Origin of the sequence: Microbispora triticiradicis (assembly GCF_005864065.1) — a bacterium.
GTDB lineage: Bacteria > Actinomycetota > Actinomycetes > Streptosporangiales > Streptosporangiaceae > Microbispora > Microbispora triticiradicis.
On the sequence record NZ_VANP01000007.1, the window covers coordinates 312413 to 326188 of the forward strand.

Annotated in this window: 11 protein-coding genes; 6 read left to right on the top strand and 5 right to left on the bottom strand. The window is 71.8% G+C overall.

Translation table 11 applies throughout. The features are described 5' to 3' along the window. Positions 1–172: 172 nt before the first annotated feature. The 3 genes from FED44_RS20410 (at position 173) to FED44_RS20420 (ending at position 4437) form a co-directional block, all read left to right on the top strand. On the top strand, positions 173–991 hold the full coding sequence (locus FED44_RS20410) for a MerR family transcriptional regulator (RefSeq protein ID WP_138461696.1): 819 nt from the start codon (positions 173–175) through the stop codon (positions 989–991). 510 nt (positions 992–1501) lie between these two features. Beyond that, positions 1502–3688 carry a prolyl oligopeptidase family serine peptidase gene (locus FED44_RS20415; RefSeq protein WP_138461697.1) on the top strand — a complete coding sequence of 729 codons (2187 nt, stop codon included), beginning with the start codon at positions 1502–1504 and terminating at the stop codon, positions 3686–3688. Then, entirely contained in the window at positions 3685–4437 is a 753-nt protein-coding gene (locus tag FED44_RS20420) for a hypothetical protein (RefSeq protein ID WP_138461698.1), read from the top strand. Before FED44_RS20415 ends, FED44_RS20420 begins: the two co-directional genes overlap by 4 nt. Here FED44_RS20420 and FED44_RS38145 read toward each other — a convergent pair. The 3 genes from FED44_RS38145 to FED44_RS20435 form a co-directional block, all read right to left on the bottom strand. Continuing rightward, positions 4376–5440: a DUF916 domain-containing protein gene (locus tag FED44_RS38145; protein ID WP_138461699.1), complete on the bottom strand. Its 1065-nt coding sequence runs from the start codon at positions 5438–5440 to the stop codon at positions 4376–4378. The genes FED44_RS20420 and FED44_RS38145 overlap by 62 nt on opposite strands. Positions 5441–5577: 137 nt before the next feature. Then, complete coding sequence (locus FED44_RS20430) at positions 5578–7107, bottom strand: purple acid phosphatase family protein (protein WP_138461700.1); 1530 nt, start codon at positions 7105–7107, stop codon at positions 5578–5580. A 129-nt stretch (positions 7108–7236) separates the two neighbouring features. Continuing rightward, the gene (locus FED44_RS20435) at positions 7237–8469 is read right to left on the bottom strand and encodes a HupE/UreJ family protein (protein ID WP_138461701.1); all 1233 of its coding nucleotides are present in this window, start codon (positions 8467–8469) and stop codon (positions 7237–7239) included. A 175-nt stretch (positions 8470–8644) separates the two neighbouring features. On the opposite strand from FED44_RS20435, the gene FED44_RS20440 reads away from it, so the two are divergent. Next, positions 8645–9316 (top strand): type 1 periplasmic-binding domain-containing protein, encoded by a 672-nt coding sequence (locus FED44_RS20440; protein WP_138461702.1) that lies wholly within the window; start codon positions 8645–8647, stop codon positions 9314–9316. Positions 9317–9328: 12 nt separating this feature from the next. Here FED44_RS20440 and FED44_RS20445 read toward each other — a convergent pair whose 3' ends face one another. Next, a complete protein-coding gene (locus FED44_RS20445; RefSeq protein ID WP_244302101.1) occupies positions 9329–9967 on the bottom strand; it encodes a class F sortase in 639 nt (212 codons plus the stop codon). Positions 9968–10107: 140 nt separating this feature from the next. Between FED44_RS20445 and FED44_RS20450 the strand changes: the two genes are divergently transcribed. Continuing rightward, positions 10108–11298, top strand: coding sequence for a glycosyltransferase family 2 protein (locus FED44_RS20450; protein ID WP_208759086.1), 1191 nt, complete (start codon positions 10108–10110; stop codon positions 11296–11298). Between the two features lie 2 nt (positions 11299–11300). Next, positions 11301–11465, top strand: a complete 165-nt coding sequence (locus FED44_RS35895) for a hypothetical protein (protein ID WP_165900532.1) — start codon at positions 11301–11303, stop codon at positions 11463–11465. Positions 11466–11478: 13 nt separating this feature from the next. Here FED44_RS35895 and FED44_RS20455 read toward each other — a convergent pair whose 3' ends face one another. Further along, positions 11479–13665 (bottom strand): ATP-binding protein, encoded by a 2187-nt coding sequence (locus tag FED44_RS20455; protein WP_138461704.1) that lies wholly within the window; start codon positions 13663–13665, stop codon positions 11479–11481. Positions 13666–13776 lie beyond the last annotated feature (111 nt).

A 13776-nucleotide genomic window follows, 5' to 3' on the forward strand; every position in this document is an offset into this window, starting at 1 on the left:
GTGCCGAAGCTGGACGGCTAGGACTTACGCGGCGAGGACATGTTCGAGACCGTACCCGGAGGGCTGGCGGGCCACAAGCCACGCGCGGGAGCTCTCCCCGGCGAGCGCCTGGCTCTGCCCGCTGGGGCAGGGTTGACCCTGACACCGTGTGAGGTCGTAGACCGGAGGCGTCATGTTCAGTATCGGAGATTTCGCCCGCCTCGGCCGAGTGTCCGTGCGTATGCTGCGGCACTACGACGCGCTCGGACTGCTCCGGCCCGCGAGGGTCGACCACGCCACCGGCTACCGCTACTACGAGGCGGGGCAGCTGTCCCGGCTCAACCGCCTGATCGCGCTCAAGGATCTCGGCCTGACACTCGAACAGGTGGGGCGGATCCTTGAGCAGAAGGTCGGCCCGGAGGAACTGCACGGCATGCTGCGGCTTCGCCGGGCCGAACTGGCGGCGCGGCTGGCCGACGAGAGCATGCGGCTGGCCAGGGTCGAGGCGAGGCTCCGATTGATCGAAACGGAGGGTCTCATGTCCGTGGACGTCGTCGTCAAGAGTGTTCCCGCGGTCCGTCTCGCCGAGCTGAGCGGCATCGCGGAGAGCTACGAGTCCGAGAAGATCAGCCCCGTGATCCAGCCGCTGTACGACGAGCTGTGCCGGCGGATCTGCGAGGCGGGCCTGGCCGTCACCGGCCCGACGGTCGCCTACTACGAGCAGGTCCCCGAGGGGGTGCGGGTGCACGCGGGAGCCCCGGTGAACGCGGAGCCGGGCGGCGCCTACGACTTCGACATCGTGGACCTGCCCGCGATCGAGCAGGCGGCCACCGTCATCCACCACGGCACCATGGACCAGGCGGACCTCACGACCCAGCGGCTCGCCCAGTGGATCGAGGAGAACGGCTACCGCAGTTCCGGCTTCGCCCGGGAGGTGTACCTGTCGTACGGCTGCGGCGATCCGGCCACCTGGGTGACGGAACTGCAGGAGCCCATCTCCCGGGAGGTGTAGTAGCGGGCTGGGAGCCGCACCCTCGGGCGTCGCTCACCGCCGGTGAGCCGCGTCGAGCTCCCACTTCCGGAGGGCTGCGATGTCTTCGGCGACCCCTTCCCTTGGATCTATCCGGAAAGGAGTTGAATTACTTTCGATCGAGAGTGGCATCCACCCCACATTCCTCGGCGCCCTCTTTTTCTTGTACGGAATTTTGGCGGCGCGCCCCCGGAAAACACACCGGTGTTTATCGATCGCAGGCCCGGGGACGGTTGTCGGCGAATCGCCCCTTTTCGGGGGTGTCGCCCAGTTCCGGGAGGCTGACATGAACGGATTCTTGCCGTACCGCGATTCGACTCCGGCTACCCGTGTCGGCGGCGTACGCGGCTGGCAGGCGGACATTCTCCGCGGTGAGTGATAGCCGAGACGAGTCACAGCTGAGCGATTCAGCGAGTCGAGGTGCTGCGGTGCGCAGAGGCCGCAGTGCCTCGATCGACGGCAGGCGGGTCGGCGCATTCCGGGGGGCGTTTCATGGCGCGCTTGTGCTATCCCGCCGCATTTCGCGGCGACATCGTGGAGGACCTGTTCGGAATTCCGGTGTCCGATCCCTACCGATGGCTGGAGAACGGCGACGACCCGCGTGTACGGGAATGGGCCGAGGCCCAGGACCGTCTCTTCCGGACCTGCCGCGCCGGATGGCGTGACAGGCGGTCGTGGGCGGCTCTGGTGGACCAGGTGTCGTCCTACGGCGTCTCGGAGCCTCCGCTGGCGCGCGGTCCGTTCCTGTTCCTGACCGAGTGGCCCCGAGGGGACGAGCAGCGGCGCCTTCTCGTCGTCGACGCCGAGGGGAACAGGCGGGTGCTGGTCGATCCCGTGCGGATCGACCCGTCCGGGCAGACCGGGCTGCACGCCTGGTGGCCGTCCCGGGAGGGCGAACGCGTGGCCGTCCAGATGGAGGTCGCCGAACAGCCCGGCAGCGACATCGTGGTGCTGGACGCGCGTACCGGCGAGACGGTGGACGGCCCGTTGCCGCGCGCCCGCAACACCTCGCTCGCGTGGCTGCCGGGAGGGGACGCGTTCTACTACGTCAGCCGGGTGCCCGACGAGGACCTCGCCCCGGGCGACACGCGCCTGCATCGGCGGGTGCGCCTCCACCGGATCGGCACCCCCGACCGGCGGGACACGGTGGTGTTCGGCGGCGAGGACGCCCCCGACCACTACTACGGCCTCACGATCAGCGCCGACGGCCGTTTCATGGCGATCACCGCGACGGCCGGGCCCGCCCCGCGGAACGACGTGTACGTGGCCGACCTCACCGATCCGGAGGCTCCGCGCTTCGTCAGGTTCGTGGACGGTGACGCCCTGGGCGCCCGCGTCCTCCCACGCTTCCTCCCGGACGGCGATCTCCTGCTGGTGACCGACCACCAGGCCCCGTGCGGCCGCGTCTGCGTCGCCCGCCGGCCCGACACCGGCCCGGACGCGCGGCACGACACCGATCCGGCCGCATGGCGCGACCTGGTGGCCGAAGACCCCGAGGCGCCCCTGGACGAGTGCGTGGTGCTGGACGACCCGGAGCTCGCGCGGCCCCTGCTGCTGGTGGCTCGCGCCCGGCACGGCACGTCCACCCTGACGCTGCACGACCTCGGCACCGGCCGGCCGCTCACCGACCTGCCCCTGCCCGGCGCGGGCGTCGTGTCGTCCCTGCGTATGGCCCTTCCGCACGGGCGTCGGGCGTGGTTCGGCTACTGCGACGCGACCACGCCTCCCGCCGTCTACCGCTACGACGGCGTCACGGGGACGGTCGAACACGAGGCGGGCGCGACGGCCGGCCGTACCCCGGAGATCCGCAGCCGGGTCGTCCGCTACCGGGCCGGCGACGGCACCGAGATCCCGCTGTTCCTGTTCACCCCGGCGGGGCGACTGGAAGGCCCCCGTCCCACCCTCCTGTACGGCTACGGCAGCTTCGGCATGCCGATGCGCCCGTGGTTCTTCCCGGCCGCGGCGGCATGGGTCGCCGCCGGAGGGATCTACGCCGTCGCCTGCGTACGCGGAGGCGGTGAGGAAGGGCAGCGGTGGCACGACGCCGGTCGCGGGCCGCACAAGCACCGCGCGATCGGCGACTTCAACGACGCCGCGGCCTGGCTGACCGGCACCGGCGTGACGACCCGCGATCGGCTGGCCAGCTACGGCCAGTCCGCGGGCGGGCTGCTGGTCACCGCCGCCGCCGTCCGGCGGCCGGACCTGTACGCCGCGGTCGTCGCCGAGGGCCCGCTGTGCGACATGGCGCGGTACGAACGCTTCGGCCTGGGACGCACGTGGACCGAGGAGTTCGGCACCGCCACCGACCCGGAGCAGCTTCCATGGCTGCTGGAATACTCCCCCTATCACCACGTCACGCCCGGAACCTCCTATCCCGCGTTCCTGCTCACCGGCGCGGTGACCGATCTGCAGACCGGAGAGGCCCACGTCACCAAGATGTGCGCGGCGCTCCAGCACGCCACCGGCGGCGACCGGCCGATCCTCATGCGCCGGGACCCCGGCACCGCCCACGCCGCCTCTCCCGCGAGCAAGGAACGCGCCCTGACCGCGGACATCCTCGCCTTCGCCGCGGAACACACCGGTCTCTCACCCGATCGCCACGGCGGAACGAACCGGAGCGGCGACCGGCGGTCGGTGCTGGTGAACCCACCGGAGGGGACGTACGTTTCTGGGGCATGAGATTGCGAACGATCCTGCTCGTGGCGGTGTTGTCGCTGGCAGCGGCGTGTGGAGAGGCGACGTCGGCCACAACGGCGGCCCCCGCCGGCGACGGGCCGGCCACGCCGGTCGCCCTGTGGGGCGCCGAAGGCGGATTCGTGACCCCGACCGCGAACGTGCTGCGTCCGCCCCGGGTGGTGCTGTACGGCGACGGCCTGGTGGTCGCGGACGCGAGCAGGCAACTGAGGCTCACCGACGCCGAGACCGGCGGGACGGTCGCGGCGATGGAGAGGTATCTGACCGGGCAGCCGCCGACGGCCCGGCCGAGCCCGGGCGCGCCGTCGGTGGCGGACGTGCCGACCACCGTCCTCGCCGTACGGGGGAAGGACGGGAAGATGCGGGAGGTCCGGGCCGAGGCCCTGGAACAGGTCGCGGAGTTCTACCCCAGGGAACTCATGGACGCGAAGAAGCTGATGGAGAGTCTGGCGGCCCGCGCCGGCACGGAGGGCACCGCCTACACCGCCCCGCGCGTACGGATGGTGGCCGAAGGGGTCGACTCGGTGGAGGGCAAGCCGGCCCGGTGGCCCGCGAAGGTCCCCGAGCCCGACGGCCCGGCCGACCCGGTCTGGCGGAAGGACCTGGACGGCGAGGCGGCGAGCGCGCTCGCCAGGGCCGTTCCCGCCGGGCTGGACCACGGCCGGCCGATCTTCAAGACCGCTTCGGGGAAGGTGTTCGTGCTCTCCTGGCGATATCTGCTGCCCGACGAGTGACCCGCCGCCCCGCGGCCGGAACGGTCAGAGCCGTGACGACGAGCCCGCCGAGGACGACGAGGACGAGCAGCGTGGCCCAGGGGACGGCCCAGGCGTTCGTGGTGCTCTCGACGGCGGCCAGTGGGGCGACCGAGCCCGACGCGTCGGCGAGCAGCGGGACGAGGGTGACCGTCCCCGTCAGCATCAGTGCGGGAGCCACTCCGCGCATCGGCACCGAGACCTTCCAGGTCTCGCCCGGCAGCAGCGGGGGCGAGTCGGCGATCCGCCCCGCGCGGACGCCGAAGCGCCCGAAGGGGCCGGAGGTGGACACCTCCTGCCGCGCGGTGAGGATGGCGTTGCCGGTGTTGCGGATCGTGTACGTGACGGTGGCGTCGCCCTTCCCGAACGGATCGGGCGTGCCGGAGTAGCCGACGTGCAGACCCTCCACCGACAGGCTCGGTCTGAGCTCCCCGCCCACGCGGAGGCGGATCCGGATGCCGAGACGCCGCCCGTCCGCCTCGCCGGACCGGGGTGGGCCGGTCACGACGCCGCCCATGTACTCGCCGGGTGCGGCGTCGTCCGGCAGGGCGACCGTGAACGGCACCTCGGCCGACCCTCCGGGCGGGACCGTCACGTCGGGCCGGGCGGGGTGGACCCACGCGCCCACCCCGGCGGGCGTCGCGTCCTCGCCGGCGAGGTCGAGCCCGCCCTGTCCGGTGGTGAACGCGTCCGCGGCGTACACGGCGAGGTGGAGCGGCGTCGTGCCGTGGTTGACGACCACGAGACCGTCCTCGATCCGCCCTCCGGGGTCGAGGGTGTAGGCGTAGTTGCGCCGGTCGGACCCGAAGTCGTTGGAAGCCGTCCGCACCGTCCAGGAGCCCTCGCCGTCCGCCGCAGCGGCGGGTCCCGCCCCCGCTGCGAGGAGACCGATCGCGGCGAGCAGCGCCACGACGACGGCCCGGGCGAGAACGGCGCGGGCGAGGGTGTCGGCCGCCGTGGTCGTACGCGGTCCGGGGGAGTACATGCGAATGGTCCTCGGGTGGGTCGGGGAGCGGAGGGAGGGAGGACGTGTGGTGGGGCGGGCGCCGGACGGCGCCCGCCCCACCGGGCCGAGCGGGCCGATCAGCTCGTCGTGACCGGCCGCGCGTCACCGCCGGTCGGCTACTGCAGCCAGCCGGACTCGGCCGCCGCCGGCGTGTCCTCCCCGGCCTTGCCTTCGTTCGTGTGGATCACGACCTTGTCGACGGTGGAGCCGACCGGCTGAGCGGCGGTGGCGCCGCTGTCCGGGCCGCACCAGGACTCCTGGCCCAGCTCCACCGCGGCGTTGGGGGCGGCGCAGGTGCCGCTGCGGATGTTCTCGACGACGAGCTTGTTCCCGCGCACCTGGACCCGCACGTAGGTGCGGACGTGCTCCTGGTTCTCGACCGAGTTGGCCCAGTGGCTCTTGGGGTTCAGCGGGTCGGGACCGTAGTTCGGGTCCTTGGTGGTGTCCGGAGCGGTGAGGTCGTAGTACTTCGAACCCGACGCCGAGTTGGCCGTCACGTAGATGACGCCGCCGGGGCCCTTGGACACCTGGGCGGCGCCGGGCTGCTCGTCCTTGTTCGCCTTCTGCCCGTTCTTGATCACGTAGCTGCGGGAGTAGCTGTGGTCGTGACCCTGCAGGACCAGGTCGACGCCGAGCTTCGAGAAGGCCGTCGGGAAGTCCTGGCGGCGCACCTTGTTGTCGCCGTCGTTCGCGTGGCTGGCCGGCGAGTAGATCGCGTGGTGGTAGACGAGCACCGTGTGCTTGACGCCGGCGCCGTGCCTGTTGACGACATCGGTGATGTAGGCGATGTGCGCGGCGTCGGAGCCGCTGGCGTACGCGTTGCTGTTGATGTCGATGAACAGGATGTTCTTGTACTTGAACCAGTAGTCGCCGCCCGACCGGGTCGTCGCGCTGCCGTTGTAGTACGGCGCGGACCGGTCGGTGTTCGGCGTCCAGAAGTGCTGCTCGTACGCCTTGCCGCCGACGTCGTGGTTGCCGATGGTGGCGGCCCAGGGGTACTGGCGCAGCTTGTCGGACGCGAGGAACGCGTTCCACTGCGTCTCGGTGTTGGCGGTCTCGACCTGGTCGCCGCCGGAGACCAGCAGTTCGGCCTTCGGGTTGGCGGCGAGGGCGACGTCCAGGGTGTCCGCCCAGCCGGCGCCGTCCTTCGCCACGTTGCCGGACGAGCCGATCTGCGGGTCGCCGAAGAACAGGAAGTCGAGGTTGTTGCCGTTGAAGTCCTGCGTCGTGAAGGAGTACGCCGGGGACCAGCTTCCCTCGGCGCCGACCCGGTAGGAGTACTCGGTGTTCTGCTTCAGGCTGTCGATCGTGGCGTGCGCGTTGTAGCCGCCGTTGACGCTGTTCGCGGTGACGGTGGCGGAGAAGGTCACGGCGTTCGCGGGGAACTGGCCCTCGACGAGCTTGGACGTCGGCGCGACCTGCACCACCTGCGGGGTGCCGGTCGAGGAGTACCACGACACGACGCGCTGCGTCTCGTCGGCGCCGACGCCGAGGACGACGCCGGTGAGCGTCGCGCTGTCGGCGTGGGCGGCGGTCGTCAGGCCGCCGCCGAACACGGCGGTGGCGCTGAGAGCCGCCGCGCCGGCGCTGACGGCCACCCGCCGCAGCACCTGGCCGGAGCCCTTGGTCCCGTTGTCGAACTTCATTACTTTCCATCCATTTATGGGGAATTGGAGCGATTTGCACGCTTTCGGGGTTTGGTGTCGCGAAAGTGAACATCGGGCGGGCGGGCCGTTGCGCCTGCCGGAAGTTGTGATGCGATCTCGGATTCCGGCTCAGACTCCGAGCACGCGTTGCACGAACCACACCAGGCCCATCGCGGACACCCCCGCCGCGATCGCCCCGGTCGTCCACAGCCCCGCGACCGGCCGGCGGTGCCGCAGCAGGGCGAGCAGCGGGAAGACGGCGACGATGATCGCGAGCTGGACGACCTCGATGCCCACGTTGAAGACGAGCAGCGACCACAGGAGCGTCCACGACCAGGCCTGGTCGATCCCCAGCGCCGCGGCGAAGCCCAGCCCGTGCACGAGGCCGAAGCAGAAGACCACCGCGAGCCGCGCCAGGCCCGCGCGGTCCAGGCCGAGGCGACCGTGCCCTGCAGTTTCAAGATCTGTGGCGTGCGATCGGCGCCGCCAGACGCGCCACAGGTGCCACCCGGCGACGACCGCGATCGACAGGGCGATGACGGGCTCGACGAACGACGCGGGCGCCTGTACGAGGCCGAGGGCCGCGAGGACGAAGGTCACCGAGTGGGCCAGCGTGAAGGTCGTCGCCGCGAGCACGATCTCGCGCAGGCGGCGCGATCCCGCGATGAGCGCCAGCAGGAAGAGGATGTGGTCGACTCCGCCGAGCAGGTGCTCGGCTCCGAGCCGGAAGAACTGCCAGAACCGCTCGGCCCAGGACTCTTCTGTGGAGAACGACCGATGCTGGGAGTCGAGAGCCGTGCTTCCGGACCTCAGGTCGAGGTCGTAGGTGACGATCGTCTTGCTGTCGCGCACGTAGCCCTCGGAGCCCGGGAACAGCCCGCTGCGCACCTCGTGCGCGCCGGCGGACTCCGGGCACCGGTAGTCGAGGACCAGCCGCGCGTACGGGACGCCCTCGCGTCGCCCGATGGTGAAGCCGCCGTCCCGGGCCGGGGCGCACGCCGTGCCCCCGGCCGTGACGCCGAAGCGCTCGGTCACGTACGCGACGACCGAGCCGGCGTGCCCGTCGAGCGCGGCGGCCTGCTCGGCCGCGTCACCGCCCTCGAACGCGGCGGTGCCCTCCTTGAAGAGCGGGTCGTCCTTCCCGGAGTCGGCGGCGGAGACGACGAGCAGGTCGTACTCCAGCTGGAGCTCGGCGCGGACATGGCCGGTCCGGGGCGACGCGAGATGGACGTAGGCCGTCGAGGTGAACCCGTGGGCGAGAGCCGGGACGGATCCGAGCACAGCGGGCAGGACACCGGACAGGACGGCCACGGCTACGGCGGCGATGACGGAACAGACGCGACGCCGCGCGGCGGGGGGCATATTACTCCTTTTCGGGCTTGGCGTACGAAATCTGGCCGATCCGGATGAACGACCGATATCTCGTGAATGAACCGATGACGAACCAATCCCGGTGAAGGACGCTTGAGGTCGGAAAGGACGCAGGCGATGAGATAGGAAGTAGGCGCACTTCCCGCGCCTCCGGAGGACGATCCCCATGCGCTCTCGGCTTCTGCCTGCCGGCACACTGGCCGCGGCGGTCGCGACCGCCCTGCTGGCCGGTGGATGCGGCTCCGGTGACGACTGGTCCCGGCCGCACGCGAAGGCCACCGCCGTCGGCACCCCGGGCCCGGGGTTCCTCCCCGCCTCCTCGCCCGCGCCGGAGGCGACGATCACGCCCCGGCCCGGCTCGTGGAACGGGGTCCGGCCGTCGGACGGCTACCGCGTGGTGCTGCTCACCGCGGGAGCGGACCGCCGGACCCGGACGCTGGTGAACGCCGTGACGGAGTGGGCCGAGGAGGAGCGGGTCAGCCTGAGGACCATCACGGCCGCGAAGCCGGCCGACTTCGTCCCGAGCATCAGCAGGGCGATCGAGCTGAAGCCCGACCTCGTCGTCAGCGCCGGCGACGACCTCGTCGATCCCCTGGCCCTCGTCACGCCCAACCACCTCGACCAGCAGTTCCTGGTGGTCGGCGCCGAGCTGGCCGAGCCTACGGCGAACGTCACCGCCGCCGACTGGGCCGGTGCGTCGTTCCGCGGCGAGGGACTCGGCATGTCCTCGACGTACGACTCGGCCAGCTTCACTCCCGAGCGCGCGGGGCGTGCCGTCCGGGCCGGTGTCGCCGCCGTGCTCACCGGCTTCACCGGCAACGTGATCTGGCTGGACTAGACGGCGGAGGAGCTAACGGAGGAGCCGGCGGCCGGAGACGAGGTGGGCGTAGACGATGACGTTGTCGCGGTAGTGCCCGGAGGCGGAGTCGAAGGTTCCGCCGCAGGTGATGAGGCGCAGGCCGGGGAACCTCACCATGCCGTAGACCTTGCGGGTGGGGAAGCGGTCCTTCGGCACCCTCTCCAGGGAGTCCACCTCGAAGGTCACCCGGCTGCCGTCCTTCCTGGAGATCTTCACCATGTCGCCCGGGCGCAGCTCCCCCAGGCGGAAGAAGACCCCTGGCCCCTTCTCCGAGTCGACGTGACCGGCGATGACGGCGGGACCACGCGCGCCCGGCGACGGGCCGAGGCGGTACCAGCCCGCCTCGCCGACCCGGGAGAGAGGCGGGACCTCCAGCGTGCCGTCCGGGTTCTTGCCCAGCGTCATCAGCGTGGTGCGCACGCCGATCTCCGGGATCTCCAGCAGCACCGGCGGTGACGCGGGCAGCGCGCGTGCCGTGGCCTTCGGGTGCGCCGGCGGGGTGGAGACGGCGGCGGGAGGGGTGGGCGGAGCCGCCGGGCGGCCGCCGGTGCGGCCGGTGACGACCACGACGGCGGTGACGGCGGCGAGGGCCGCGGTCAGGCCGGCGAGGACGGCGGCGGGCCTGCCCAATTGATCACCGCTTCTGATCGAAAGCTACCGTCACATCATATGTCGCTTTCATGTAATTCAGTCCCCTGAGTCACTCGTGTACGCTCATGGGAGCAGTAAACGGTTATGTGGCAGCTTGCAAAGATCTGGACGGTTTTTTAGTGGTTCAGTCAGAAACTCTGCGCAGGCCGCCGCAACCTGATCACGTCCCCGCGATCCTCGATCGCGAGCGGGCCGGCCCGGGCCGCCACCGGGCCGCCAAGGGCGCGGACGGCAGGCGGGACCTCCCGGAGGTCGACCACGCGCGCATGCGCGTCACCGTGCTGGTCCCGGCCCACGACGAAGAGGACCAGATCGCGGAGACGATCACCTCGCTGCACGCCCAGCGGCGCAGGCCCAACCGGATCATCGTGATCGCGGACAACTGCACGGACAGGACCGCGGACATCGCGCAGGCGCACGGCGCCGAGGTCATCAGGACGGTCGGCAACCGCCACAAGAAGGCGGGCGCGCTCAACCAGGTGCTCGAAGTGCTGCTTCCTCTGATGGGGTCGCGGGACGCCGTGCTGGTCATGGACGCGGACTCGGCGCTCGATCCCGGTTTCGTCCACCACGCCGTGCTCCGGCTCGCCACCGGCAGGCTGGCCGCGGTGGGCGGCACCTTCACCGGCAAGCCGGGCGGCGGGCTGGTGGGCATGTTCCAGCGCAACGAGTACGCGCGCTACGCCCGGGACGTGCGGAGGCTGCACGGAAAGGCGCTGGTGCTCACCGGGACGGCGACGCTCTTCCGCGCGCTCGCCCTCAAGGAGGTCGTCAGGGCCCGCCGCGCCGGACGCCTCCCCGGTCGCGACCAGGTGTACGACGTGCGCGTCCTCACCGAGGACAACGAGCTCACCCTGGCGCTGCTGCACCTGCGGTTCCGCATCCTGTGTCCCGCCGAGTGCACGCTCACCACCGAGGTCATGGAGACCTGGAAGGACCTGTTCAAACAGCGCCTGCGGTGGAAGCGGGGCGCGCTGGAGAACCTCACCGACTACGGCTGGACACGGGTCACGTTGCCCTACTGGGGCCGCCAGCTCCTGTCGCTGGTCGGGATCGTCGTGATCTTCGCGTACCTCGGCGCCACGGCCTGGTCGATCGCCGTCACGGGCACGCTCGACTTCCATCCGCTCTGGGTGGCGGTGACGGGCGTCTTCATGATCGAGCGGATCGTCACCGTCCGGAGCAGGGGCGGCGGGCAGATGGCCGTCGCCGGCCTGCTGTTCGTCGAGATGATCTTCGATGTGTTTCTGCAGATCGCACAGGCGAAAGCCTTCTGGGACGCCGCGTGGCGTCGGGAAAGGAAATGGTGAACATGTACAACAACCCACCCATCGGGGGCGTGGCGGCGGGCTTCGGCGGTGCGGCGCTGACCGCCCCGTTCATGGGCTGGAACGCGCTCTGGATCGCCCTGGGCCTGTTCACGCTGGTGTCGGCCGCGGTGGCGGTCAAGCGGATCATCCCCAAGCGCGAGGCCTGACCCCGGTCAGGCGCTACGCCTGGAGCTTGCGGCGCAGGTCGGCGGCGTGGGGGTGGCCGAGATCACGGAAGATCTCGTACGCCTCCCGCCAGTGCTCGCGGGCCGTCTCCGGGTCGCCGACGGCCTCGCTCGCGTCACCGAGGTGTCCGAGCAGCTGGGCCCGCAGGGCCGGGTGGTCCGTCGGGCCGGCCAGCAGCAGGCCGCGGCGGAAGAGCGGGATCGCGCTCATCGGGTCGCCGAGCCGCTGGTGGAGCAGGCCCAGCGTGTCGATAGTGACCAGCTCGTTCGGCCGGTCACCGGCCCGCCGCTGCAGCTCCAGCGCCTGCAGGTGGTAGGGCAGGGCGTCCTGGAGGGAGCCGAGCTCCGACAGGTACCAGCCCACGGCGAGGGCGGCCTTGCCCGCCCAGTAGGGGTCGTCGATCTCGGTGAAGAGCGACAACGACCGCCCGGCCTGGTCGAGCGCGTGCTCGCCGTCGCCCTGCAGCCAGTAGACGTAGGACAGCACGAAGCGGTTCTCGGCCTCGCCCGCCCGGTCTCCGGCGGCGAGGCTCAGCCGGAGCGCCTCCCGCATGTGGGCGTGCGCCTCCTCGAACCGGTCGAGCCTGCCGTGCACGGCGCTCAGGAAGCGGTGCGCGTGCGCCGCCGCCGGCCGGTCGGTCATGGCGGTGGCCGCGCGCAGCGCCACCGCCCACGCCGCCCCCTCGTCGTGCCAGCGCCGCTCGTCGTTCAGGAACGTGTCCAGCGCCCAGCTCAGCTGCCAGGCGTGCCGGTGCATTCCCTCATCCTCGGCCTGCCGCAGCGTGGTCAGCAGCACGGCGTACTCGGCCTTCAGCCACCGCACGGCGGCCGCGAGGTCGAGCACCGGCTTCGGCTCGGCGCCGTCCACGGGCGCGCCGAGGGCCATCGGAATGGGCGCGCGCACCGGGTTCAGCACGAGTTCGGCGTGGTACGCGGTGTGCGTGTAATGGTCGAGCAGCCGGGTCAGCGCCTCCTGCCGCGCGGCCTCGGACTCCTCGGCCCGGACGCGTTCGGCGGCGTACGCGTGCAGCAGGTCGTGCATCCGGTAGCGGCCGGGCGCGTGCTCCACGACCATGCTGGCGTCGGTCAGCTCGGCCAGCGTGCGCCGGACCTCGGGCAGCGCCCGGCCGGCCAGCGCGGCGGCGGACGCGAGCGCGATGTCGGCGCCCGCGACGAGCCCGAGCAGCCGGAACAGCCGTGCGGCGTCCCGGCTGAGCGCGTCGTAGGACCAGGAGAAGACGACGTCGATCTCCAGCGCCGCGATCCGTCCACGGGGATTGCGCAGCTCCGTGGCGATCGCATCGGGCGGGAACCCGGTCAGCTGCGCCCGCGCCCCGACCAGGGCCAGCGCCAGCGGGAGCCGTCCGCACGCGGCCGCGATCGCGGCCACCGCGTCGCCGCGCCGGGTCCGTGTCGTGCCCGGGCCGAGGCGGCGGCCGAGCAGTTCGACCGCCTCCGGCAGGTCCGGGACGTCGAGCGTCAGCGCCGTGGCGCCGGTCTCCGCCACCAGGGCGGTGAGCCGCCGGCGGCTGGTGACGATCGTACGGGCGGCGGGTCCGGCCGGCAGCAGGGGCAGGACCTGCTCGGCGTCGCGGGCGTTGTCGAGCACGACGAGCAGGGCGCGCCCGGCCGTATGGCTGCGGTAGAGCGCCACCTGTGCCGTGAGGCCGGACGGAACGCGGTCGAGCGGCACCCCGAGCGCGTCGAGGAACCCGCGGACCACCTCCGCCGGCTCCATGGCGTCGTGGCGGGAGAAGCCACGCAGGTCCACGTACAGCCGGCCGTCCGGGAAGCGCGGCGCGGCCAGATGGGACCAGTGCACGGCGAGGGAGGTCTTGCCCACCCCGGCAGGACCGGAGACGGCGACCACCGCGGACGTGGCCGCGTCCAGCGCGCGCAGCGCCTCGGCCCGGCCGGTGAAGCCGTCGACGTCGGCGGGCAGCTGCTCCGGCGCCGGAGGCCGCCCGGCGTCCCCCTGTGCGGCGAGCTGGAAGGCAGCCCGGTCGTCCGGGGACAGGTTCAGCGCGCCGGCGAGCATCCGGACGGTGCCGGCGCGGGGCACCGGGACCCGGCCCGACTCGATCTCCCGGATCTGCCGCTCGCTGACGCCGGACAGCGCGGCCAGCTCCTCCTGCGTGAGCATCGCCCGGATCCGCAGGTCACGCAGCATGTCGCCGAACATCGATTCCCTTCCGTCGGCCCACGGTATTCGATCACGTTCGCGCGGACGGCAGCCTAACCGCCGGTCAACCGCCGGTCGAGCGCCTGCCCCCCGTACCGCCGCCGCTGGTTG